Below are 22,678 nucleotides of genomic sequence, written 5' to 3'. Positions count from 1 at the left end.
GATGCAATTATGCAGCGACCCCAGCCAAGCCTCAGGAGGCCGCGACCATGCGCGCGGCCTGTTCGACATCGACCGAAACCAGGCGCGAGACGCCCGGCTCGTGCATGGTGATCCCGAGCAATTGATCGGCCAGTTCCATGGTCACCTTATTATGGGTGATGAAGATGAACTGGATCTGATCCGACATCGAGCGCACCAGCTCGCAGAAACGCCCGACATTGGCGTCATCGAGCGGCGCATCGACCTCGTCGAGCATGCAAAACGGGGCCGGATTGAGCTGAAAGATCGCAAACACCAGCGCCACGGCGGTGAGCGCCTTCTCGCCGCCGGAGAGCATGTGGATAGTGGCGTTACGCTTACCCGGTGGGCGCGCCATGATCGAGACGCCGGTGTCGAGCAGATCCTCGCCGGTGAGTTCGAGCGAGGCATGGCCGCCGCCGAACACGCGTGGGAACAGCTCCTGCAGACCGCTGTTGATGCGATCGAAGGTCTCCTTGAAGCGGCTGCGGGTCTCGCGATCGATCTTGCGGATCGCCGCTTCGAGCGTCTCCAGCGCGCTGCTGATATCGGCATGCTGCGCCTCGAGATAGCGCATGCGCTCGGATTGCTCCTGGAACTCGTCGATCGCGGCCAGATTGATGTTGCCGAGCCGCGCGATGCGCGCCTTGACCGCTTCCAGCTCGGACTCGCAGCGCGCCAGTTGGTCGGCGCCAGCGGACTCGGCACTGGCGGGCTCAGCATTTGTGCGGGCGGTCGGGTTCATGGCGTCTAGATCCAGCACGTCTGCGTCCATCGCCCCTGCGTCCATCGCCGCCAACACCGCCTGCGCCGAGGTCTCACGCGCGCGCAGTTGTTCCTCGACGGTCTGGCGCCGCACCAGCAGTTCCTGGCGCTGCAAGCGCGCCGCGTCGAGCGCCTGGCGCGCGTTGTTCAGCGCCTGCTCGAGTCCGTGACGGCGCTGCTCGGCGGCGCGGATGCGCGTGTCGATCGCCTCCATGCGCGTGCGGCTCTGGTTCAGCGCCTGCTCGACCTGCACGCGCTGTTCGAGCTGCTCGTCCAGACGTTCCTGCTGCTCGAGGGCCGGCTCGGCGGCCTCGTGCAAGGCCTCGGCCAGCTCGTCACGGCGCGCCTCGAGACTGGCCAGGCGCTCGCCCGCGCGCTCCAGGTTCGCCAGCAGCGCGGCTCGCGAGGCGTGTTGACGCTCGGTCGCAACCTCCAGGCGCTGCACCTGGTCGCGCCAGTGCGTCTCCTCGCCACGCAGCTCGGTCACCGCCGAGCGTCGCGACTCACGCTCGGCGGCCAGGGCGTCGCGGCGATCGGTGAGCTGTTCCGTCTGCTCCAAGGCCGCATGCAGGCACTCGCGCCCCTGCGCCATGGCGTCCTCGATTTCGGCGTGGCGCGCCTGCAGCTCGGCCTGCTCCTCGGCGAGCGCCGCGCGGCGCTCGCGCAGATGGTTCAGGCGCGCGCGCGCGGCGCCTTGCTCGGCATCCAGCGCGGCTCGATCGCGACTCAAACGAGCAAGATCCGCGTGCGCCTCATCGCGCGCCTGCTCAAGCTCGCCCCGGCGCGCGGCCAGGGCCTCCTGCTCCTCGGCCAACGCCGCGATCACCTCGTCGAGTTCCTCGGCGGCGGCCTGCAGCGCCCGCATCTCCTCGGCGCGCGCGATGCTGCCGCCGACATCGGCGCCGTCCTTCAGGCTTTGGCCCGGCGCGCGCACCCAGCCCGGGCCGACCAGGAAGCCATCGCGGGTGACGATGCACTCACCGGTGTCGAGCCGCGAGCGGCTGGCCAGCGCCTGCTCGCGGCTCTCGGCGACCGCGACCCGATCCAGCCAGTGGGTCAAGACCGCAGGGCCGCGCACCAGGGCGCCGAGCCCCACCAAACCGGCCGGCGCGGCATCGATCCCGTCAGTTTGAGTGGCCGCGTGCTCGACCAACATCAGCGCTTCGCTGTCGAGCGCATCGGCCAGAGCGTCCAGTTCATCGACGCAGACAGCGGCGAGCGCGCGATTCAAGACCACCTCGACCGCCGACTCCCAGCCGGGCGTGACCTCGATCAGATCCAGCAGGCGTGGTGCCCGGGTGAGATCGTAACGATCGATCCAGGCCGCGACCGCCGCATCCGGATTCTCCAGCGCCGCATCCTGCAGCGCTTCGAGCGAGGCCAGCCGGCCGCGCGTGGTCTGCAATTCGGTGCGCGCCGCATCCAAGCGCCCCGCCAGTTCGCGCCGCGCGCTCTCCGCCTCGCGCAAGTCGGCAGCCGCTCGTGCCTGGGCATCGGCGGCGAGGCTCAGGCGCTCGTCGAGCCCCTCGGAACGCTCGTCGAGCGCGGCGAGGCGTTGCTCAAGCTCGGCGGTATCAAGACGCCCGTCTTCGTCATCGATGCGAGCGCTGCGCTGGCGATCCTGGGCCAAGCGCTGTTCGAGCTGATTGAGCGTCGAGCGCTCGTGCTGGGCCTCGGCCGCAGGTCCGGCGAGTTCGAGTTGGACCTCATCCCAGGCCTGTTGCCAGGTGTCGAGCTGATCCTCGGCTTCGGCGAGCTGCTCGCGCAGATCGTCGAGACGCTCGCGGCTCTCCTCGAGCACTGGCGTATCGCGTTCGAGTTCGGCGTCGAGTTCGGTCTGCCGCTGCTGATCGCGCCGCAGTTGATCACTGGCCTCGTCCAGCTCGCGCCGCACCGCGCCTAGCTCGCGCTCCTGGCGCTGCCGGGTCTCGCTGGCGAATTGCAGCGCTTGTTCCAGACGCGCGATCTCGGAGCCGACCGCATACCAGCGCCCTTGCACCGCGTTGAAGGCCTCGGAGGCCTCGGCGTGCTCGGCGCGCGCTGACTCGATCTCGGCCTCGAGCTGGCGCAGCGCGGCCTGATCGGCCTCCAGTCGCGTCTCGGCCGCGCCGATCTCCCGATCCTGATGCGCGAGCGCCTGGTCCAGCTCGCGCCAGCGCAGGGCGTCGCGTTCATCGGTCAGGCGTCGCTCGTCTTCTTTCAGCGCCCGATAGTGGGTGGCGGCCTTGGCTTGCCGTTCCAGATGCTGCAACTGTTTGCTGACTTCATCGCGCAGATCCTGGAGGCGCTCCAGATTCTCGCGCGTGTGGCGCATCCGGTTCTCGGTCTCGCGCCGGCGCTCCTTGTACTTGGAGATGCCGGCCGCCTCCTCGATGAACAGCCGCAGCTCATCGGGCTTGGCCTCGATGAAGCGCGAGATCATGCCCTGCTCGATGATCGCGTAGCTGCGCGGCCCGAGGCCAGTGCCGAGAAAGAGGTCTTGGATATCGCGTCGCCGGCAGCGGGCGCCGTTCAGAAAATAGCTCGACTGACCATCGCGCGAGACCTGGCGCTTGACCGCGATCTGCGCGAAACGCGCGAACTCGCCGCCGGCGCGACCATCGCTGTTGTCGAAGACCAGCTCGATATGGGCCAGGCCGACCGGCTTGCGCGAGCTGCTGCCGTTGAAGATGACATCGGCCATCGACTGCCCGCGCAGCATCTTCGCCGAACTCTCGCCCATGACCCAACGCACCGCATCGATGACGTTCGATTTGCCGCAGCCGTTCGGGCCGACCACACCGACGCGATTGCTCGGAAAGGGAACGGTCGTCGGGTCGACGAAGGATTTGAAACCGGCGAGCTTGATCTTCTCCAGACGCATCGGCGAACGATACTGGAGGCCTCAGCGGCCCACAAGCGCGCCGAGGGCACGCCGCGGGCTGGCCGCCTGTGCTCTCAGCGGCCTGGGCTCTGACTGCGGTGCCGCTCGGAGCGCGGATCAGATCGCCGGCCCTGCTGGGTGAAGACATAGAGCCCGGAGCCGACGATGATCGCGGCGCCGAGGCCGGTGAGCCGATCCGGGATCTCGCTGAAGATCAGCCAGCCCAGGAGCGTCGCGCTGAGGATCTCCAGATACTGGAAGGGCGCCAGCACGCCGGCACCCGCGCGCCTGAGGGCCAGGGCGGTGAGCACATTGGTCGCCGCCGCGATCGCGCCGACGCCGAGCAACAGCGGCCAGAGGCCGAGCGCCGGCGGGCTCGGCGGCCCGATCGGCCGCCCCTCGACGAGCAGGCCGAGCCCCATGATCAGCACCAGCACCAACGCGGCGGCCGCACCGGTCCAGAACGCCAGCGTCAGGGCGTCATCGCGTCCGCCGACCACGCGCGTTAGCGCCAGGAAACCGGCGAAGAAGGCGCCTGCGGCCACCGGAAAGATCGCCGCCGGACCATAGGCCGCCCAGTTCGGACGCAGCACGATCAACGCGCCCACCAGACCGATCACCACCGCTATCCACTGCCGCAGGCTCACCGACTCGCGCAACGCGAGCGCTGAGATCAAGGTCAGCAACAAGGGTTCGATGAAGAAGAGCGCGGTGTTGTTGGCGAGCGGCAGATGATGCAGCCCGGAGAACAGGCAGATCACCGCCAGCGCGATCAGCGCCCCAAGTACCAGATGGCGGACACCGGGCGCCGGCAGGCGACCGCCTTTGTAGATCAGCAGCACCGGCAGCAACACCAGCGACTGCAACAGGAAGCGCGCAGCCGTGATCTGCACCGGCGTCAGCGTCGCGGTCAGGAATTTGGCCAAGGCATCGCTGATCGGAAACAGCAGCATCGCGAGGGTCATCAGCAGCATGCCCAGCTCGACCTCGCGGCGCGCCCCTTGGCTGGCGACGCTGACCATCAGCCGCTGCGCTGGAGGCCGTTCCAGAGAGCATGGAAATGATGCGTCGGTCCCTGGCCTTGTCCGACCTCGAGACCGTCAGCCTGCGCGATCGCGCCGGCGACATAGGCTTTGGCGGTGCGCGCCGCGACTCTCGGTTCGGCGCCCATCGCAAGCTGCGCCGCGAGTGCCGATGAGAGCGTGCAACCGGTGCCGTGGGTGTTCTTGGTCGGGATGCGCGCGGCTTCCAGCCAAATGCCTCCGTCAGCCGTGGCCAGATAATCTGGACTTGCCGCCCCGCTCAGGTGGCCGCCTTTGAGCAGCACGGCGCGCGGCCCGAGTGCCAGCAGCCGCTCGGCGAGTGCCGGCATCGCCTGGGGATCGGTTGGTTCCGGCTCATCGAGCAGCGCCGCCGCTTCCGGCAGGTTTGGCGTGAGGATGGTCGCCAATGGCAGCAAGCGCTCGATCAGGGTGCGGATGGCGGCCTCCGAGAGCAGTCGATCGCCGCCCTTAGCGACCATCACCGGGTCGAGCACGATGCATCGTGCGCGATGGCGCGTGAGCGCCTCGGCCACCGCCAGCGTGATCTCGGGCGAGCCGAGCATGCCGATCTTCACCGCATCGACGCGAATATCCTCGAATACCGCATCGATCTGCGCTGTGACGAACGCGGGCGCGACCAATTGCACCCCACGGACCCCACAGGTGTTCTGCGCGGTCAGTGCCGTGATCGCCGCCATCGCATAGGCGCCATTGGCCGAGATCGCCTTGATGTCGGCCTGGATACCGGCGCCGCCGGAGGGGTCGGAGCCAGCGATCGCGAGGACATGCTTGATTGCACTCATCGGTTGGCTTTGGAGCCGCGAAGCGGCGGAAAAATTGTCCGGCAACAGCGGCTGGTTATGCATTATTCGTAGTGGCTCCAGAGCCTGAGAACTTTCACCGCTCGCTCGTCCTCAAGCACTTGGTAGACCAGACGATGCTGGATATTAATGCGGCGTGAATACGCCCCCGCAAGATCACCAATGAGCTTCTCAAGCGGAGGCGGCTTGCGGTAAGGGTCTTCTGCAATCAGTCCCAACAACTCTTGGGCTTTTGACTTGAGGCCGCTTGAGGCCAGTTTCTTTGCGTCTTTCTGTGCTTGCTTGGTGTAAACCAACGTCCATGTCACCAGTCCAGCTCCTCATCGCATTCATCCACGGGGGTCTCCATCCCCCCTCGAATAGACTCCCGCATACCTGGCACAGAGAGCAGGTAAAGTGTTTCCTGAATGGCCGACCAGTCTTCTTCGGATACCAAGACCGCTTTGTTCCGCTTGCCCATGATGACAATTGGCTGGTGGGACTCGGCGGTTTCGTCGATCAACCGATAAAGGTTGCTGCTCGCTTCGATTGCTGTCATTCCGGTCATAAGCACCTCTCGCGTGTTCAACCTTGCACCAAGCGTACGCTTTTAGGTGCGTACTGCAAGACGAACGCTTTATCAGCCGTATTTTCGCTGCTAGCTGCGGTTCTCTCTGGACTTCCGCCACAAAGACCAACGAGACTCAGCCCGCCGTTTGAGCTTCGCAGCCGTTAAAGTGAGTTAGCATCAGCATCGGCGCTGCCGAGACGCGCGATCGTAAAAGCCTCGGCAATCTCGCGGGTTGCTTGTTCGGGGTCCGATGCGGCGCAAATCGCCGAGACCACGGCCATCCCGACCGAGCCAGCGGACCAGACCGGCGCCGCATGCTCCGCGCTCAGGCCGCCAATGGCGACCACCGGCAATGGGCTCATCGCGCAGATCGCCGCCAGCCCATCAAAACCGAGCGGCGCTGAATGATCAGGCTTGGTCACCGTCGCAAACACCGGCCCAACGCCAAGGTAGTCGACCAAGCTCAGCTCCGGCGCCTCCAGCTGCTCGCGGGTCTGCAGCGAGAGCCCCAAGATCGCATCGGCGCCAAGGCAGTCACGCGCTTCGGCGACGCTTGTATCCGATTGCCCGAGATGCAGCCCGTCGGCGTCGATCGCCGCCGCCACCTCCAGCCGGTCATTGACGATCAGCGGGACGCTGGTTCCGGTCAACAGGCCTTTCAGCGCCCTGCCCTGCTCGATGAGTTCGGCATCGGTGGCCTGCTTATCGCGCAACTGCACGGCGGTCACACCACCGCGCAAGGCCGCCGCAACGGTCTCGACGAGCCCGAGGCGCGCGCAGAGCGCGGCATCCGTGATCAGGTAGACGGAGAAATCGAGCATTCCAGGCTCCGTATGTGCACCGAGCAGTGGTCACACCGAAGGGCTCACCACACGCGCGGCGAGCCCTCGCTACTCAAGGGATCGCGACTCAGATCACCTTCGAGAACCCACCCTGCCCCTGCTTGGCTTCCATATAGGCATCGAAGGCCATGCAGATGTTGCGGATCAGCAGCCGGCCCTTGGGCAGCACGCGGATACCGCTGCTGTCGATTTCGAGCAGCCCGTCGGCCTGCATGCCCTGGAGCTTGGCCAGATCACGGCCGAAGTAGTCTTGGAAGTTGAGATCCCAGGTGCGCTCGACCTCGCTGAAATCGAGCTTGAAGAGACAGATCAGGCGGGTGATCACGTCGCGCCGGATCTCGTCATCGCGGGTCAGCTCGATGCCGCGGAACACCGGTAGCCGGCCGGCGTCGATATCGGCGTAGTACTCATCCAGTTCGCGCCGATTCTGGCTATAGGTCGCGCCAACCTTGCCGATCGAGGTCACGCCGATGCCGAGCAGATCGCAGTCGGCATGGGTCGAATAGCCCTGGAAATTGCGGTACAGGGTGCCGTTGCGCTGCGCCAGCGCCAGCTCGTCGTCGGGGCGGGCGAAGTGGTCCATGCCGATGTAGAGCCAGCCGGCGTCGGTCAGACGCTCGATGGTCGCCTGCAGGATCTCGAGCTTGACCTGCGGCGGTGGCAGTTCGGCCTCGTCGATGCGCCGCTGCGGCATGAAGCGGCGCGGCAGATGCGCATAGTTGAACACCGACAGGCGCTCGGGGCCGACGGCGATGATCTTGTCGAGGGTATCCAGGAAGCTCTCGGCGGTCTGATGCGGCAGACCATAGATCAGATCGATGCTGATCGAGCGGAAGCCCTCGCGGCGCGCGGCCTCGAGCACGGCGAAGGTTTCGTCCTGACTCTGCACCCGGTTCACCGCCTGTTGCACGCGCGGGTCGAAATCCTGCACGCCGAGACTCATGCGGTTGAAGCCGATCTCGCGCAGCAGCGCGATGGTATCGCCCTTGGCCTCGCGCGGATCGATCTCGATCGAGTATTCGCCGACCTCATCATCGGCGAGCTTGAAATGCCTGCGCGTCTCGGCCATCAGCTCGCGCATCTGCGCCCCGCTGATGAAGGTCGGCGTGCCGCCACCCCAGTGCAGTTGCTCGACCACGCGCTCGTCATCGAACAGCGCCGATTGCATCGCCAGCTCTTTGTAGACGCGCTCCAGATAGGGCTGCACTAGTGTGCGGTCCTTGGTCGCGATCTTGTTGCAGGCGCAGTAGAAGCAGACCGTGTCGCAGAACGGGATGTGGAAGTAGAGCGAGAGCGGTCGGCCGCTGGCATTGGTCTCTTGGCAGACCTGCTTGTAGCGCGTCTCATCGAAGGCCGGGTCGAACTCGACCGCGGTCGGATAGGAGGTGTAGCGCGGGCCGCTCTGGTCGTAGCGCTGGATCAGCTCCAGATCGAACACCGTGCGCTGATCGGCGGCGCCTTCGCTGGCCAGCGGGCGCGCGGTGTCTTCGTCCTGGGCTCCGGCCTCGGAGGGGGTGGTACGGGTCTTGTCAAGCATCGTTATCGTCTACCTCGAGGCGCCGGCGGCGGGCCTCGTTGCGTTGTGTGATCAGGTGGTCTCGGTCTTTGCCTGGCCTGCGCGCCCTGGTTGCCCTCATCCGCGCGCTGTCGCGGCCCTGCGTGGCGCTCAGGTGCCGGCCACGGACTTGGCGAAGGCCGGGTGCGCATCGACGAGTTCTTGGCGGTGCATCAAGAACACGCCATCACCGCCGTGCTCGAACTCGAGCCAGGTCCAGTGCAGCTCCGGGAAGCGATCCTGCAGGGTTTCGGCGGCGCTGCCAACCTCGACGATCAACAGGCCCTCATCACTGAGGAAGTCTGGCGCATCGCGCAGGATACGCAAGACCAGATCGAGCCCCGATTCGCCAGCGGCGAAGGCGAGCTGTGGCTCGTGGCGGTATTCAGCGGGCAGGGATTCCAGCTCGGCGGCGGCGACATAGGGCGGGTTGGACACGATGACATCGTAGACCGCCTCGTCGTCGATCGCCGCGAACAGGTCCGATTCGATGATGCGAACCCGCTCCTCCAGCCCATGCCGCGAGCGATTGCGCATCGCCACGCGCAGCGCGGCCGGCGAGATGTCGGCGAGATCGACATCGGCATCGGGCAGGTGCATGGCCGCCGCGATGCCGATACAGCCGCTGCCGGTACACAGATCGAGCACCCGGCTGACCTGGGCGGGCTCGGTCCAGGGCGCGAAGCCCTCGCTGATCAGCTCGGCCAGCGGCGAGCGGGGAATCATGACCTGGTCGGAGACGCTCATCTCGAGCCCGGCGAACCAGGTGCGGCCGGTGAGATAAGCGGCGGGCCGGCGCTCATCGATGCGCCGCGCGAGCAAAGCGGCGACCGCCGCGCGCTCGGCCCGCGTGACCCGGCACTGGTGGTAGTCGGCGGTCAGTGCCGGTGGCATCCCGAGCGCATGCGCCACCAGCCAGGCCGCCTCGTCGAAGGCATTATCGGTGCCATGGCCGAAGTGCAGCCCCGCCTCGATGAAGCGACAGGCGCCCCAGCGGATCAAGTCTTGAATCGTCAGAAGCTCGTCGGTTTCGACCTGCATGGCGACAGGGGCTCTCGCTGATGCCTTGGGCCACTTGACGCAAAGTGGACCGAATCGCACAGGATAGCATCACCAAGGCACGAGAGCGCTAGGCCGCGCGCTGTTTCCCCTCCTCCGGCAGGGGACGACGAGGCGCGACACGCTCGTCCTGGCGCGGCGTCGTGCGTTGCCCGCGCTCGACCAGATCGGCGAGCGAGATCTCACTGAGGAAGGTGAAGATCTCGTCGCTGAGCTGATCCCAGAGGCTGTGCGTGAGGCAGCGCTCGCCGCCGCGACAGTTCTCGCGCCCGCCGCAGCGGGTGAATTCGACCCATTCGTCGACCGCGCAGATGATGTCGGCGATCGAGATCTCGTCGCTCCCTTTGCCGAGGTAGTAGCCGCCGCCCGGACCCCGGATCCCGCGCACCAACTGCTTGGCGCGCAGGGCGGCGAACAACTGCTCGAGATAGGATAACGAAATGCCCTGGTTAACCGAGATGTCGGCCAGCGTCACCGGTCCCCTGCCCGAGTTCAGGGCAAGATCGAGCATGGCAGTGACAGCATAGCGGCCTTTGGTGGAGAGTCTCATGGTGTTGATGCCTTAGGTTATCGCGGCCAATTCCCAGCTCCTTACTTGGTTTTTGGGAGGTCGATTGTCAAGGAAAATCGTCGAACAATTTTTTATCCTCGGCGCCCCGACCCACCCGAGAACGCTCAGATGCCCCGCGTTGATACCGAGAGCTTCTATCGTCACGCCTTGGCGCGCTACGGCGAGAACGCCGAAGGCGTGCATTGGCGCTCCACCGAGAGCCAGCAGATCCGCTTTGCCGTGCTGCGCGATCTGCTGCCGCCCGATCTCTCCCGGCTCTCGCTGGTGGACGTCGGCTGCGGGCTCGGCGATCTGCACGCCTTCCTGGCCGAGCGCGACGATCTGCCGCGCCAGTACATCGGCCTCGATGCGGTGCAGGTGATGGTCGAGCGCGCCCGCGCCCGCACCGGTTGCGCGATCCTGCACTGCGATGTGCTCAGCGACCCGCTGCCCGCCGCCGACTGGTACCTGGCGAGCGGCGCCATGGCCCTGCTCACGCACGAGGAGACCGGCGCGTTCATCGAGCGCTGTCTCGGCGCCGCCCGCTCGGGCCTAGTCTTCAACCTGCTCAAGGGCCATCATGATTCGATGACCTTCAACTATCTGATGCCCGAGACCATCGAGGCCTGGGCCGCCGAGAGGAACCTGGGCCTGCGCATCGTCGACGGCTATCTGTCGGGGGATTTCAGCGTCGCCATGACGCACCCACGCCACGAAAGTCCAGGCACCGAGGATGGGAACCGGCGGTCGGCGGAAGGATTCTGTTAGACTGCCTGCCACATTTATCCAGCGAAAAAGGAGCCGCTCATGGCCGTCGTCGAACTCAACGAGCAGACCTTCGAGCAAACCATCACCGACAACCCCTTCGTCATCGTCGACTTCTGGGCGACCTGGTGCGGTCCCTGCCGCTCGTTCGCCCCGGTGTACGAGAAGGTGTCCAACGACCACGAAGACATCGTCTTCGCCAAGGTCAACACCGAGGAGGCGCAGGGCATCGCGGCCCATTTCCAGATCCGCTCGATCCCGACGCTGATGATCTTCCGCGATCAGGTGATCATCTTCTCGCAGCCCGGCGCACTGCCCGAGGGGTCGTTCCGCGAGCTGATCACCAAGGCCAAGGAACTGGACATGGACCAGGTGCGCGCCGATATCGCCAAGCAACAAGGCGGCGCCGCCTAACACCAGGCGCGTTCCGTCCAGGCGCGGCGATCCACCGGACGCCGCGGCGCAAGGCCTAGGTCCACCTCAAGAACCCACACGCGATGCAGGCTCCCTCGTTGGTCTTCTCTCGCCTCGATCTGCTGGCGGCAGCGCCCAACGTCGGTGGCCTGATGGCGCTGTGCGAGGAAAACTATGCCGCCCTGCTGCGGCTCGCGCCGGCGCTGCCCCGGCTGCGCGGCCCTCTGCGCTCGAAGCCGCATGGGCATGCCGAGCTGTTGCTGGCGGTGGTCGATCAGTCGCGCTACACCAGCACGCTGCGCCTGACCCACCTGCTCCACGCCGATGGTGCCACTGGGCAGCAGCCCTCGGAGCCGGATGCACTCTTGCGCGCCTATCACGACGCCGAGCAGGTCGAGGTGCTGAGCCTGCGGCAAACCGTGCTGCCGGTCCTGAGCCACTACGAGCGTCCCGCGCTGGCGGCCAAGTGGCGCGTCAATCTGTTCGTCTCCAAGTGGCTCGGCTACTGCCTGCGCGAGGGGCACGGTTTTCCCGCCAGCGCCAGCCTGACCGCCGCTGACGGACGACGCGAGCTGCTTACCAGTCCCTAGCCGGCTGCCACGCTGGCGGCAAACGCTAATACTCGAAAGTCCAGCGCAGCCCATGCGCCGGGTCGATCCGTAGCCATTTTCGCTCCGGCAGCGCCGCCTCGCTCGGTCGCGCGTCGGCTTCGGCACCGAGGTCGACCAGGATCTCGGCGCGCGCTTCCAGCCAGTGTTCGAGGGCGTTCGGCGCTGAGAGGGTGATGCGCCGCTCGGCCTTGGTCAGCAAGGCCAGCGCCTGTCGGCGTGCCCGCGCCTCAAGATCGCCCAGCAGCACCGGCAAGGGTTGCCGCAGCAAGATGAAGACGCGCGCGCCGAACTCATCGGTCGCAAGCTCGGTAAATCGCCGCGCGGCTGGATCATCGAGGGTGGCGCCGACCACCAGCGCGCGATCCGGATAGCGCGCAGCCAGTCGCCTCAGCGCCTGGCGGAACAAGCGATCCCAGCCTGGAGACGGACGCTCCATTCGGCGCGTCCGCGACCGCCCCACCGGCGACGACACCAGCCCGATCACCAACATCCTCAGCACCCCGAGCCCGGAGCGCGCCAGCAAGGTCGGCACCAGGCGCACGGCAAAACGATCCAGATCCTTCATCGGCCCTGAAAGCTGCGGATAAGGGATCAGTTGCGGATGCTGCTTGCGCGCATTATCGCGCGTCGGCGCATAAGACCAGCCATCGAGCCAACGGTCGGCGGCCCAACGCGCATGTTCGATGACCGCGAGTCGCTCGACCTCCATCGGCGCGAACGCGAACGACTCCACCTGCTCCTCGGGCACGGCGCGGCAATCGGTGACCGCCAGCTTGGCCCAGAGATGGTCGGCTTGATGGCGATTCGCATCCCGATAGGAAGCGGCCAGCAGTGGCCACGGCTGGCCCGCTGGCTCGAGCGAGGGATCGCGCCCTTGCGCCTCGGTGGTATCGCGGTAGTGATCATGGATCACCCGCGCCAGCTCATCACCGCGCCCCTCGAGGAGCACGGCGCGATCCAATGCCAGTTGCCGCAGCTCGAGCGGGATCAACTGACCATCCCAGTCCTCCAGCGCGCCATCGGTGGGCAGATCGCCGATCTCGACCAGGACCGGCGGCGAGCATTGTTGCGCCTCGGCCAGGTGCAGGATCAGCGCGCGTACTTGGCTCAGGGTCTGTGCCGGCGGCGCACCGCAGACCACCGCCATGGTGACCGCTGGCGCTGCCGTCAGATCAGGTGCTTGCAGCGACTGGAAATGCAGCTCGGCAATCTGGTGCGCCTGCGGATAGGCCCGAGCGAACCGCTGTTGCCAGGCTGCTGGCCTGTCGCTGAGCAGTGTCAGGCGGGTGCGCGGATCGCCATAACCGCTGACCCGTAACGCATGCACCAGCAGCGCGTCGGAGAACCGACTCTCGCCCTGAATCAGCAGATGAACGCGCTGACCAAAACGCGCATCGGCACCCCAGTGCAACGGCCAGCGCGCGAGCAGGCGGCGCGCCGCCTGCTGCGGGATGGGCACTCGCTCGAGTCGAACCCAGGGCGGTTGCTGGGCCGCCGCCTCGGCCAGGGCTTGGGTATCCAAACGCGCCTCATCCTCGAGCAGCAGCACCCGCAAGGGATGCCGGCGGTCGATCTGCGCGAGGCGCGGCGACACCCCAGCCAGGAGTGCATGCGGATCAGCCGCGTCGGCGAGGATCAGCACATCGGCCTGGCGAAGTTGCCGGGCATCGACCGCCTTCGGCTCCAGTCGCAGCAGCCGCTCCGGCCCCGCTTGCAACGCCCGCTCACAGGCCTCGGCAAGCACCCCTTGGCCAAGTAACAGCACCCGACGCCGCCGGCGCAACCCGATCATGCTGCTGGATGGCGACGCGGTCAGTCGCTTCGATACAGCAGCTGACCCGCCTCGTCGAGCACCGACACCACCATCGGAATCCCCTGGCGGACGCTCGCCGAGACCACGCAGAAGTCCTCGAACAGCGTCTTGCAGCGCTCGAAACGCTTGGATTCGATCAGGATTGGCGCGAGGATCATCCGCACCTCCATGCGCCCGATGCGCAAGCGTTTCTTCTCGTTGCGCACCATCACGCAGGTCACCTCGGTGCGCAGGCTCCGCTCCGGCGGCTCCTCCTTGCCGATGCAGTAGAGCAGGCTGGCCGAGAGGCAGTTACCCACTGCGGCGGCGAGCAGACGCGAGGCATTGGGGCCATTGGTCTCGCCCAGTGGCGGCGGTTCGTCCATCAGCAGATCGGCGGCGCGTTGCCAATCGAACGCGACATTGATCGCATACCCCTCGCGTTGCTCGAGCTGGAGGGTAAAGCGGCCTTCTTCGCTCGCCTGCGAAGTACGGGTGTCGGTAGTCATCGGTGTCTCCGTCGCCATGAGTCGGGACCGTATTTGCTGTCGACGGCCCGGGTTCTTCGAATCGCGCTGGCCGCGCACCGCAGCCGCGCGCAGCGGGGTGGCGGCCTGCGAGAGCGAGCGCCAATCGCCACTTGGGATCGGGCGCCGATCACGCACCGAGCCGCGATACAGGTAGGCCCACGCCGGGCCGAAACGGGTCGCGAGCAGGCGCCGATCGTAGAGTCGCGGATAGTCCTCGAGCCGATCGAGCGCCTTGAGCCCGGCATGATCGACCCGGTACAGCTCGCCCGAAACCGCTGTGCGCCCACCGCTGATCAATCCCGGATAAGCGCCGAGGCGCACCAGCGTGAAGCGTGGCTCGGTGCGATGCTCGCCGACGAAGTCGGCGTGCTCGAGCAGTCCGTGATTGACCTCGCCGCGTAACAAGGTGCCATAGACGAAGACCAGATGCCGCATACCAATGCTCGACCGACGCCAGCCTCCAACGCACTCAGGGCGCGCGAAAGGCCGCGAGAAAGGCCTCGACGAAGCGCGGGTAGTCGCTATCCGGCAACTGGTTGATACCCGCCGCCGCCTGACGCCCGCCGCCGGTCTCGAACTGACGGCAGAGCGCATCGGCGCCTTGCGGATGGGCGATCGGCGCGCGCACGCTGACCAGGAAACCACCCTGCTCGCGCCGCGTCAGCAACGCATGTGCTCTCTCCGGGGCCTGCTGCGCCAAGGCATTGGCATAGACGCCGCTGACCCGACGCGCCCAGGCCGCCGCCGGCAGTAACAGCAGCAGATGGGTCGCGCTGCGATGCTCCGGGGTCAGCGCGCGGGCGCGCGCCATATCGTCGGTGTAGCCGGCGCGCAGAGCGGCAAAGGCCTCGTCACGGCGCGCGAACTCGAGCGGATCGGCGTAAGGGCGCAAGCGCGCGAACAGGGTCGCGGGCGGGAAATGCAGATCGGCCAGCGTGGTCCCGTAGCCGTTGTAGTTGAGCAGGATGCCGAGTTCGCGCAGCAGCTCGAGTTCCTCCTGCGCCAGGCCGAGCGGTTGCGCCGCGTGCCGCGCGGATGCATCGAAATTGTCACCGAAGGTACCGACCACGGCCCAGGCGCGCTGCCGACCGGCGAGCAATTCATCGACCAGGAGGCTGGTGCCCTGATCTGCGGTGGTATCGATGTGGGTGGTCAGGTTGGGATGCGAGGGGATCTCGCCGGGATAATGATGATCGACGTAGCGCACACGGACCCCGCGCTCCAGCAGCGCGAGCAGGTGATCGCGATTCTTGTCCAGCGAGACATCGAGCACCGTCACCCGATCGCCTTCGACCGCTGGCACCTGCTGCACGAGGGCGATGTCGCGCTTGGCACCGGTGATCAAGACCGCTCCCTCGGCGTCCGGCTCGCTCAAATGGAGCTGCTGGAGCGCACAGAGGCCGTCGGCATCGCCGTTGAAGACATCGTAGCGGGTCATCGGTGGCGGTCTCCTGAATCATTCATCGTCGCTTGTTGCATCCGAGGCGATTAGCTTAACGCGCCCACGGCCATCGAGCCCAGCCATTGGGCCCAGTCATTGGCCCGGCCCTTGCGCCAGGTCGGGTTGTGCGCCCGAAAAATGCGTCAGATCAGGAGAAAAGTCGCCACACGCTGGCCCCCGACGTTGCCAGCCGAGTAGAATCCCCAACGAGTGTGTTGTCCGCGCCCAGTGGCTCACAGCCTGCAACCGTTTATCGCCCCACCATTTTCGACCGGCCCGAAGACAGGCCCCCCATCGATGACCGACGACAACGATTTCGAGGCCCTGCTCAAGGAGCTGGAAAAGACCGAGCAGGCGCTGGCCGCACGCCCCAAGGTGGGTGACCGGGTTCAAGGCACCATCATCGAGATCGGCGAGGAGCATGCGTTCGTCGATATCGGGAGCAAGGCCGAGGCCACCCTGGAACTCAGCAACTTGCGCGACGCCGAGGGTCAGCTGAACAAAGCCGTCGGCGACCCCATCGAGGCGGCGGTCACCGGCATCGATCCCGACACCGGCACCCTGGTGCTCGGCTCTCGCCACGCGCGCCATGCCCATGGTGCCGATCAGCTCCAGGCCGCGTTCCAGGCCGGCACCCCGGTCGAGGGCCAGATCACCGGCACCACCAAGGGTGGGCTCGAGGTGCAGATCGCCGGCCAGCGCGCCTTCTGCCCGGCCTCGCAGGCCGATCTGCGTTTCATCGAGGATCTCTCCACCCTGGTCGGCGAGCGCGCGTCGTTTCGCATCACCAAATTCGAGGGCGGGCGACGGCTGAACCTAGTGGTCTCGCGACGTGCCATCCTCGAAGAGGCGCAGGCCGAGCGCGCCGCCGAAGTCCGCGCCAAGCTCGAGCCCGGCGCCGTGCTCGCCGGCACCGTGGTCGGCCTGCAAGAGTTTGGCGCCTTCGTCGATCTGGGTGGCGTCGAGGGCATGATCCACATCAGCGAGCTGGCGCTCGGCCGCGTGCGCCATCCCGAAGAGGTGCTGAGCATCGGCCAGGAGATCGAGGTCGCGGTGCTGCGCATCGAGCAGACCAACAACCCCAAGCGCCCGGAGCGGATCGCGCTCTCGATGCGCGCCCTGGCCAAGAGCCCCTGGTCCGATGCCGCGCAGCGCTACCGACCCGGCACCCAGGTGCGCGGGCGCATCGAGCGCCTCGAGCCCTTCGGCGCCTTCGTCGAACTCGAGCCTGGTCTCACCGGCCTGGTGCATGTCAGCGAACTCGGCGCGGGCAGACGGGTCGAGCATCCCAAGGACGTGGTGCAGGTCGACCAGCAGGTCGATGCCGTGGTCGTGCAGGTCGATAGCGAGCGCCGCCGCATCGGTCTCTCGCTGGCGCCCGAGCGACTGCAAGAGGCCGAAGCCAGCACGGGACAGTCCGATGCGTCAGCGCCTTCGGATGAACGACGCCAGCGCGCGCGCGACAAGACCAAGGACGAGGATGCCGGCGTCGGCACCCTGGGCGAACTGCTCAAGGCCCAGCTCGGGCAGGGTGATGCGCGCTGAGCCCCCTGAACCCGATTGCCCCTCGCATGCGGGTGATCGTTGATTGTCGACACCCTCTATCGCCGCGCGCCGGACGCCAGCGGCATCCAAGGCTGAGATCAGCCCGGAGACACACCCATGACAGACAAGGCCCCGTGGATCACCTACAGGCCAGCACTCAAGGTCTTGGACTGCACGGTCCGCGATGGCGGCCTGGTCAATGGCCACCGCTTCGATGACGCCTTCGTCAGTGCCTGTTACCGGGCCTGTATCGCGGCCGGTGTCGACTACATGGAGATCGGCTACAAGAACTCCCCGCGGACCTTTCCACGCGAACAGTTCGGCCCCTGGCGCCATTGCGACGAGGGCGACCTACAGCGCGTGGTCGGCGACCACGACCCCGAGGCCACTGGGCTGAAACTGGCCGCCATGGCCGATGCCGGCAAGAGCGACTGGGAGACTCAGCTCGTGCCCGCCGCCGACAGTCCGCTGAGCATGATCCGGGTCGCCTTCTACGCACACCAGGTCTCGGAGGCGGTGGACATGATCCGCCACGCCGCCGAGCTGGGCTACGAGACCACCGCCAACCTGATGGCGGTCTCCAACATCACCGAGGAGGAGATCGACACCGTCCTCGAGGCCATCGCGCCAACGCCAGCCAGCACTATGGTCATCGTCGACAGCTTCGGCCACCTCTACCGTGAGCAGATCGACCGGCTCTATCACAAGTACGCCGATGCGCTCGCCGGGACCGGCAAGGAGATCGGCATCCACGCGCACAATAATCTGCAGCTCGCGTTCGCCAACACCATCGAGGCGATCATCCTCGGCTGCAATCGCGTCGATGCCACCATCTTCGGCTTCGGGCGCGGCGCCGGGAACTGCCACACCGAAATGCTGCTCGGTTTTTTGCGCAATCCGAAGTTCGAGGTGCGCCCGATCCTCGAGGTGATCCAAGAGCACATCCTGCCGCTGCGCCGCGAGATCGAATGGGGGCCGATGATCCCCTACAACCTCACCGGTCAGCTCAATCAGCATCCACGCGCGGCGATCGAGTGGCGCGAGGGGCCGACCCCGGACGACTTCCTCGCCTTCTACGACAAGGTCGTCGCCGAGTTCTAGATCAACCAAGCGATTGCCGACTCGCATCCCGCCGGGCTGAGCGAACCGATCGACCAAGGAAGCTCATCCAGGCATGAACAAGAAGGCGCTGACCGAAGCAGACATTCGCTCCAAGTTCATCACGCCCGCGCTGGTCGGCGTGAACGGCGACAAGTGGGATCTCCTCACGCAGATTCACGAGGAGGTCTACTTCATCAAGGGGCGGGTCATCGTGCGCGGCAAGACGGTGAAGCGCGGCGTTGCCCGACGCGCCGACTACATCCTCTTCTACAAGCCCAATATCCCGCTTGCGCTCATCGAGGCAAAGGACAACAACCACACCGTCGGTGACGGCATGCAGCAAGCGCTGGATTGCGCGGAAATGCTGGATATCCCCTTCGTCTACAGCACCAACGGCGACGCCTTTCTGGAGCACGACCGCACGCTGACCAGCGGAGCCACGCTGACCGCCGGGGCCGTGATCCGCGAGATCCCGCTCGACCAATTCCCCAGCCCAGCCGAACTCTGGGCACGCTACTGCAAGGCCAAGGGGTTGGCGGCAGAGGTGCAAGCGGTCGCGGTTCAGGACTACTTTGACGACGGTTCCGGCAGGGTGCCCCGCTATTACCAGCGCATCGCCATCAACCGCACCGTCGAGGCCGTTGCCTGCGGCCTGAACCGCATCCTGCTGGTCATGGCCACCGGGACAGGCAAGACCTACACCGCCTTTCAGATCATCTGGCGGCTGTGGCGATCCGGCGCCAAGCAACGCATCCTGTTCCTGGTCGACCGCAACATCCTGGCCGATCAGACCAAGACCAACGACTTCAAGCCCTTTGCCTACCGCCACCTTCCCCAGCGGCTGCGCTGCTGGGCGCACCTCACGCGCAAGGCGCAAGGGTTGATAGACAGCCTCGATCATGAGGCCCAGGCCTTTGGACGAGAGGTGCAAGACACCTTCAACACCCTGACGGAGGCGATCCAGGCCGCTCGAGACGGCCCGCCGGGCGAGTTGCCAACCCGCTATGCCCCGTTGCTTGACCAACTGCGCAGCGCCTGTCGGCGTCGGCTTGGGCACCGCCATGCCAAGACCAACGCCTTGGCGGTGGAACTGTTGAACGACTGGGAGGCGATCTTCCGGGTCTTGGAGCATCCTCAGTGGCCGATCACCAACAATGCCGCCGAGCAGGCCCTGCGCCACTGGGTCATTGCCCGGCGCATCATGATGGGAACGCGCAACGAGGCCGGGTCACGCACCTTCACCTTGCTTGCCAGCGTGATCGAAACCTGCCGCCAACGCGGGCATCCGCCTTAGCCCTATCTGAGTGCTGTCATCACGGAGCGACGCGCCGGCCGGTCGGCTCCGGCGTTGCCGGCTCCAATGGTGGGTGTCTGAACGACTACTTCGAGACCAGCAATAGACCAGCATTTCGCTGATCTCACAAGGACTGTCTGTTGCCGGATTTGACGCATCGCTCCCACGCTCGAGAGGAACGGCTTCAAGAGGCGCAAGCCCGCTTCACCGAGGTGGTGTTGATGCCGAAGTGGCTCGCGGTTTCGGCGATGCTCGATCCGCCACGCCTTCACCAGAGCCGGATTGATCTTGGATGGACGCCCAAGCGACTTACCCTCGGCCTTGGCGCGCTCGATACCTGCCATTTGCCGAGCGCGCATGTTCTCCCGGTCCAGCTCCGCGACCACTGCGAGCATCGTCAGCATCGCTTTACCGATCTGTACGCCCTTCGCCCTGACCTTTCTGTCCACCGCTGAGGTATCGATTCAAGACAGGGGCCGCACCGATCCGACCCCGCTCGATCTCACAACAGGCCCACTGTGACCGGATGTGGCGCCTATCTGGAAGTTGACTGAGTGGGCCTTGTGCGCAATCGGCTCGGCCCCCGGACCTGGACAGAGTCAGACCCCTGAGGTTTGGACCCGAACGTCAAACTGAGCGCACCGTGCACCAGGAGCACCAACTGGTGCTATCATCGCAAGATGAAGCGCGCAACCATCACCCTTCCGGATGACCTCGAGCAAGCACTTGAGCACTTCGTGGCCGAGCAGGCGGTGCCGGTGCAACTGACGGCGGTTGTCCAATCAGCCGTGCGCGAATACCTCGGCGAGCGCGGCTATCTGCCCAGTCCAGCCGTTTTACGCATCCGCCCCGCTGAGCGTGGAAGCGGCAAGGACGATGTCAGCGTCTCTCACGACCAGTACCTGACATCAAGGTGAGCCGAAGCGTTCTCGCCGATACGGGACCGCTCTATGCTGCGGTCGATCCGGACGACCAGCACCACAAGCGCTCGCAGGAGCAGCTGAACGACTTAGCGAACCAGGGGATGTCAGTCGTGATCGCCTATCCGATCCTCTCGGAGGCCTACTCCCTCATCCTGTATCGACTGGGTTTTGCTAGCGCGTCCAACTGGATCGACGATATGCGCGCTGGCAGCGCCTGGGTGAATCCAAGCCCACAGGACTACCGCGACGCCACGCTGCTGGTCGCTCGCTATCCCGATCAGTCCATCACCCTGTTCGACGCCACCCTCGCCATCTTGGCGTCACGCTTAAGCCTGCCGGTGTGGACCTATGACCACCACTTCGACTCGATGCGAGTGCCCGTATGGCGCTGATCTTTCCTCGAGACAGGGCGAGAAATCCCCGTGTGATCTGCTTAAGCGCGGGTCTGATCAGGATACGTGTACCAAGTTGGACAAAGGCTTGGGCTAGGCGACAGGTATCGCTCCATTACTCATTGGCTCGAAGCTGATCTTGAGTCGCGATGTCGGTCTCCCTCAAGCTAGAACAGAACAAGGTCTGATCAACCGAGGCCCACATCCAGATTATTCTGACGCCCACTGCTAGCTGGTGCCAGCTGAACCTCAAGCCCGAGCGCATGCATGATCTTCAACATGGGGTAGACCCAACAGTCGTGTTTATGTCGAGCAGCAGATCAAGCGGATGGTGGCGTGAGTGTGGTCCCTACCGCTCTCGACTCTGCCCGAAGACCATAAAGCTATCGATCGCGTACCGTTGCAAAGGAGACTGCGAGCAAAGAGACACCGCGCTTTTGACGGCGCGGTGTTGACTGATCAAACACTCTTGCTACACGAAGAGTGCTCTGCAAGTGCTTCCGTGCAGGGAGGCGAGCATCCGGATTTTAGATCTGCGCCTGCAGACACATAAACGGAGGATGAATCTCGATGGCGACAGCTTACTGCTATCGCCATACGAGTGAGCGGGACTTAGTCCTGGTGCTTTATCGCCAACTTCCTCGATGTTGCGCAATCGGTTGGCGCAAGGGAGAAATTACTGTGCCGGGCGCACGAGGCGAACGGGCAAATCTGCCGCATGCTTAATGTAGGGACTCGCCCAGCCAAGATGGAAATTGACGGTAAACGCATGGCCCGTCATATTCACTGGAGCCACTTGGGGATCTGCCGTGGAGGACCAGAAATTATGCTGTGTGCTGAAGTCGTTCCGGTAGGTGTTCGGCAGGTTCGGAAAGGCAACACTAATGATCGCTGGCCTGTCAAACGGGACGTCAGCGTATCCACACGTGGGTCCTATCGGCCGCGGATCAGACCATGCAGGGTCTTGGAAGGGAGGCCATTTGTTAGAACAGTAGACTAACGTTCGCAGCTCCCAGATCGACGGCGTCCGGAAACCATCCGGGGCGGTAAGTGTTGACGCCTCCGCCCAGAAAAACCTTTCTGCCTCTCCCTCACATTGCTGATCCTCTGCATCCCAGGTCTGACCCACCGCACAGCGTTGCCAATCCAGCCCATTGACGAGATCACGGATGATCCCGCAATCCTCGCCGATCTGCTGATAGCGCCCGGCGATCAGCTCCTCTTCGCAGCTGCATGCCTCGTCATCCTGGTCAAAGGTGACCTCGATCTCCTCATACTGGCGCACGAAGCTGCCGAGCTTGCTGTGGCCGCCAAAGCGCAAGGTATAAGTTTGATCCTCGGCGGCGCTGAGCCAGGCTTGCATCGGCTCCTCACCCAGCTCCAGGGTCTCGCTGCCGTCCGGTTCGACCACCTCCCAAGCACCGCTGTCTTCGAAGAATGGATTGAAGCTCTCCGCGCCACCGCCCAGTCCGGTGAAGAGACTCGGTACGGGGACGTTGTCGTAGCTGGCGGTCAACTGCATCGCGCATTCGCCCGCTGGATTGCGTGCCATGCTCGCTTGTGGCTCCAGCGTCGGCAGGCCAAGGATCGGGATGCCTTGGCCAAGCGCTTCCGCTTCACGGCCGACGATCACGAACTCGAGGAAGTCCTCAGGATCGCGTGATGGATAGCCCGCAATGTCAAGTCCCGGGAGATTGTTAGGATCAACCACGAACAACTCCGGATGGGTTTTATGCCAGTTGATCAGCGCCTGCACCGGGCTGATGTGGCCGAGGTTGCGCTGAGGAATGTGATGATTATAGAG

The 22,678-nt window shown here is 65.3% G+C and carries 22 protein-coding genes and 1 pseudogene; 9 read left to right on the top strand and 14 right to left on the bottom strand.

The window, feature by feature from the left end; translation table 11 throughout:
- Positions 1-31 precede the first annotated feature (31 nt).
- The 9 genes from smc to CCR82_RS08250 form a co-directional block, all read right to left on the bottom strand.
- Complete coding sequence (gene smc, locus CCR82_RS08290; RefSeq protein WP_201244956.1) at positions 32-3,646, bottom strand: chromosome segregation protein SMC; 3,615 nt, start codon at positions 3,644-3,646, stop codon at positions 32-34.
- A 74-nt stretch (positions 3,647-3,720) separates the two neighbouring features.
- Entirely contained in the window at positions 3,721-4,668 is a 948-nt protein-coding gene (locus tag CCR82_RS08285) for a DMT family transporter (protein WP_201244948.1), read from the bottom strand.
- A complete protein-coding gene (gene thiD, locus CCR82_RS08280) occupies positions 4,668-5,492 on the bottom strand; it encodes a bifunctional hydroxymethylpyrimidine kinase/phosphomethylpyrimidine kinase (RefSeq protein ID WP_201244946.1) in 825 nt (274 codons plus the stop codon). Before thiD ends, CCR82_RS08285 begins: the two co-directional genes overlap by 1 nt.
- A gap of 62 nt (positions 5,493-5,554) precedes the next feature.
- Positions 5,555-5,818, bottom strand: coding sequence for a Txe/YoeB family addiction module toxin (locus CCR82_RS08275; RefSeq protein WP_201244944.1), 264 nt, complete (start codon positions 5,816-5,818; stop codon positions 5,555-5,557).
- On the bottom strand, positions 5,815-6,057 hold the full coding sequence (locus tag CCR82_RS08270; RefSeq protein ID WP_201244942.1) for a type II toxin-antitoxin system Phd/YefM family antitoxin: 243 nt from the start codon (positions 6,055-6,057) through the stop codon (positions 5,815-5,817). Before CCR82_RS08270 ends, CCR82_RS08275 begins: the two co-directional genes overlap by 4 nt.
- Positions 6,058-6,221: 164 nt before the next feature.
- Positions 6,222-6,881, bottom strand: a complete 660-nt coding sequence (thiE, locus tag CCR82_RS08265) for a thiamine phosphate synthase (RefSeq protein WP_201244940.1) — start codon at positions 6,879-6,881, stop codon at positions 6,222-6,224.
- Between the two features lie 88 nt (positions 6,882-6,969).
- Positions 6,970-8,439, bottom strand: a complete 1,470-nt coding sequence (gene hemN / locus CCR82_RS08260; protein WP_201244938.1) for an oxygen-independent coproporphyrinogen III oxidase — start codon at positions 8,437-8,439, stop codon at positions 6,970-6,972.
- A 129-nt stretch (positions 8,440-8,568) separates the two neighbouring features.
- Positions 8,569-9,498, bottom strand: a complete 930-nt coding sequence (gene prmB, locus CCR82_RS08255; RefSeq protein ID WP_201244936.1) for a 50S ribosomal protein L3 N(5)-glutamine methyltransferase — start codon at positions 9,496-9,498, stop codon at positions 8,569-8,571.
- Between the two features lie 88 nt (positions 9,499-9,586).
- Entirely contained in the window at positions 9,587-10,066 is a 480-nt protein-coding gene (locus CCR82_RS08250; RefSeq protein ID WP_201244934.1) for an Rrf2 family transcriptional regulator, read from the bottom strand.
- A 129-nt stretch (positions 10,067-10,195) separates the two neighbouring features.
- Here CCR82_RS08250 and CCR82_RS08245 point away from each other — a divergent pair, with 129 nt between their 5' ends.
- From CCR82_RS08245 to CCR82_RS08235, 3 genes are all read left to right on the top strand, one after another.
- Positions 10,196-10,834 carry a class I SAM-dependent methyltransferase gene (locus CCR82_RS08245; protein WP_201244932.1) on the top strand — a complete coding sequence of 213 codons (639 nt, stop codon included), beginning with the start codon at positions 10,196-10,198 and terminating at the stop codon, positions 10,832-10,834.
- A gap of 39 nt (positions 10,835-10,873) precedes the next feature.
- Positions 10,874-11,245 (top strand): thioredoxin, encoded by a 372-nt coding sequence (gene trxA / locus CCR82_RS08240; protein ID WP_201244930.1) that lies wholly within the window; start codon positions 10,874-10,876, stop codon positions 11,243-11,245.
- Positions 11,246-11,328: 83 nt separating this feature from the next.
- On the top strand, positions 11,329-11,835 hold the full coding sequence (locus CCR82_RS08235) for a DUF1249 domain-containing protein (RefSeq protein WP_201244928.1): 507 nt from the start codon (positions 11,329-11,331) through the stop codon (positions 11,833-11,835).
- 25 nt (positions 11,836-11,860) lie between these two features.
- Here CCR82_RS08235 and CCR82_RS08230 read toward each other — a convergent pair whose 3' ends face one another.
- Genes CCR82_RS08230 through CCR82_RS08215 form a run of 3 tightly spaced genes read right to left on the bottom strand, consistent with a single transcriptional unit; the run spans position 11,861 to position 15,616 of the window.
- Positions 11,861-13,648 carry a RyR domain-containing protein gene (locus CCR82_RS08230; protein ID WP_207190955.1) on the bottom strand — a complete coding sequence of 596 codons (1,788 nt, stop codon included), beginning with the start codon at positions 13,646-13,648 and terminating at the stop codon, positions 11,861-11,863.
- A 20-nt stretch (positions 13,649-13,668) separates the two neighbouring features.
- On the bottom strand, positions 13,669-14,613 hold the full coding sequence (locus CCR82_RS18655) for a gamma-glutamylcyclotransferase (RefSeq protein WP_242513350.1): 945 nt from the start codon (positions 14,611-14,613) through the stop codon (positions 13,669-13,671).
- 34 nt (positions 14,614-14,647) lie between these two features.
- Positions 14,648-15,616 (bottom strand): acetyltransferase, encoded by a 969-nt coding sequence (locus tag CCR82_RS08215; protein WP_201244924.1) that lies wholly within the window; start codon positions 15,614-15,616, stop codon positions 14,648-14,650.
- A gap of 300 nt (positions 15,617-15,916) precedes the next feature.
- Here CCR82_RS08215 and CCR82_RS08210 point away from each other — a divergent pair, with 300 nt between their 5' ends.
- The 4 genes and pseudogenes from CCR82_RS08210 to CCR82_RS18645 all read left to right on the top strand — a co-directional run bounded on the left by CCR82_RS08210 (position 15,917) and on the right by CCR82_RS18645 (position 19,559).
- Positions 15,917-17,164: a S1 RNA-binding domain-containing protein gene (locus CCR82_RS08210; protein ID WP_201244922.1), complete on the top strand. Its 1,248-nt coding sequence runs from the start codon at positions 15,917-15,919 to the stop codon at positions 17,162-17,164.
- A 117-nt stretch (positions 17,165-17,281) separates the two neighbouring features.
- Complete coding sequence (locus CCR82_RS08205) at positions 17,282-18,265, top strand: aldolase catalytic domain-containing protein (protein WP_201244920.1); 984 nt, start codon at positions 17,282-17,284, stop codon at positions 18,263-18,265.
- Between the two features lie 73 nt (positions 18,266-18,338).
- Positions 18,339-19,082: pseudogene (locus CCR82_RS18650) on the top strand (DEAD/DEAH box helicase family protein); the annotation flags it as partial.
- Between the two features lie 24 nt (positions 19,083-19,106).
- A complete protein-coding gene (locus CCR82_RS18645; RefSeq protein WP_276570555.1) occupies positions 19,107-19,559 on the top strand; it encodes an IS66 family transposase in 453 nt (150 codons plus the stop codon).
- Between the two features lie 2 nt (positions 19,560-19,561).
- Here the strand turns inward: CCR82_RS18645 and CCR82_RS08195 are convergent, their stop codons facing one another.
- A complete protein-coding gene (locus tag CCR82_RS08195; RefSeq protein WP_201244916.1) occupies positions 19,562-20,008 on the bottom strand; it encodes a recombinase family protein in 447 nt (148 codons plus the stop codon).
- Positions 20,009-20,239: 231 nt separating this feature from the next.
- On the opposite strand from CCR82_RS08195, the gene CCR82_RS08190 reads away from it, so the two are divergent.
- Positions 20,240-20,476, top strand: a complete 237-nt coding sequence (locus CCR82_RS08190) for a hypothetical protein (protein WP_201244915.1) — start codon at positions 20,240-20,242, stop codon at positions 20,474-20,476.
- A complete protein-coding gene (locus tag CCR82_RS08185; RefSeq protein WP_201244913.1) occupies positions 20,473-20,874 on the top strand; it encodes a type II toxin-antitoxin system VapC family toxin in 402 nt (133 codons plus the stop codon). The genes CCR82_RS08190 and CCR82_RS08185 overlap by 4 nt, the downstream gene beginning before the upstream one ends.
- Before the next feature lie 676 nt (positions 20,875-21,550).
- Here the strand turns inward: CCR82_RS08185 and CCR82_RS19330 are convergent.
- Positions 21,551-22,678 (bottom strand): Lcl C-terminal domain-containing protein (locus CCR82_RS19330; protein WP_201244911.1); only part of this gene is annotated, 1,128 nt, incomplete at its 5' end.

The sequence above is a fragment of the Halochromatium salexigens genome (assembly GCF_016653295.1).
GTDB lineage: Bacteria > Pseudomonadota > Gammaproteobacteria > Chromatiales > Chromatiaceae > Lamprobacter > Lamprobacter salexigens.
The sequence above is the reverse complement of the archived record's forward strand: the minus strand, read 5'-3'. Positions and strand labels throughout refer to the sequence as shown.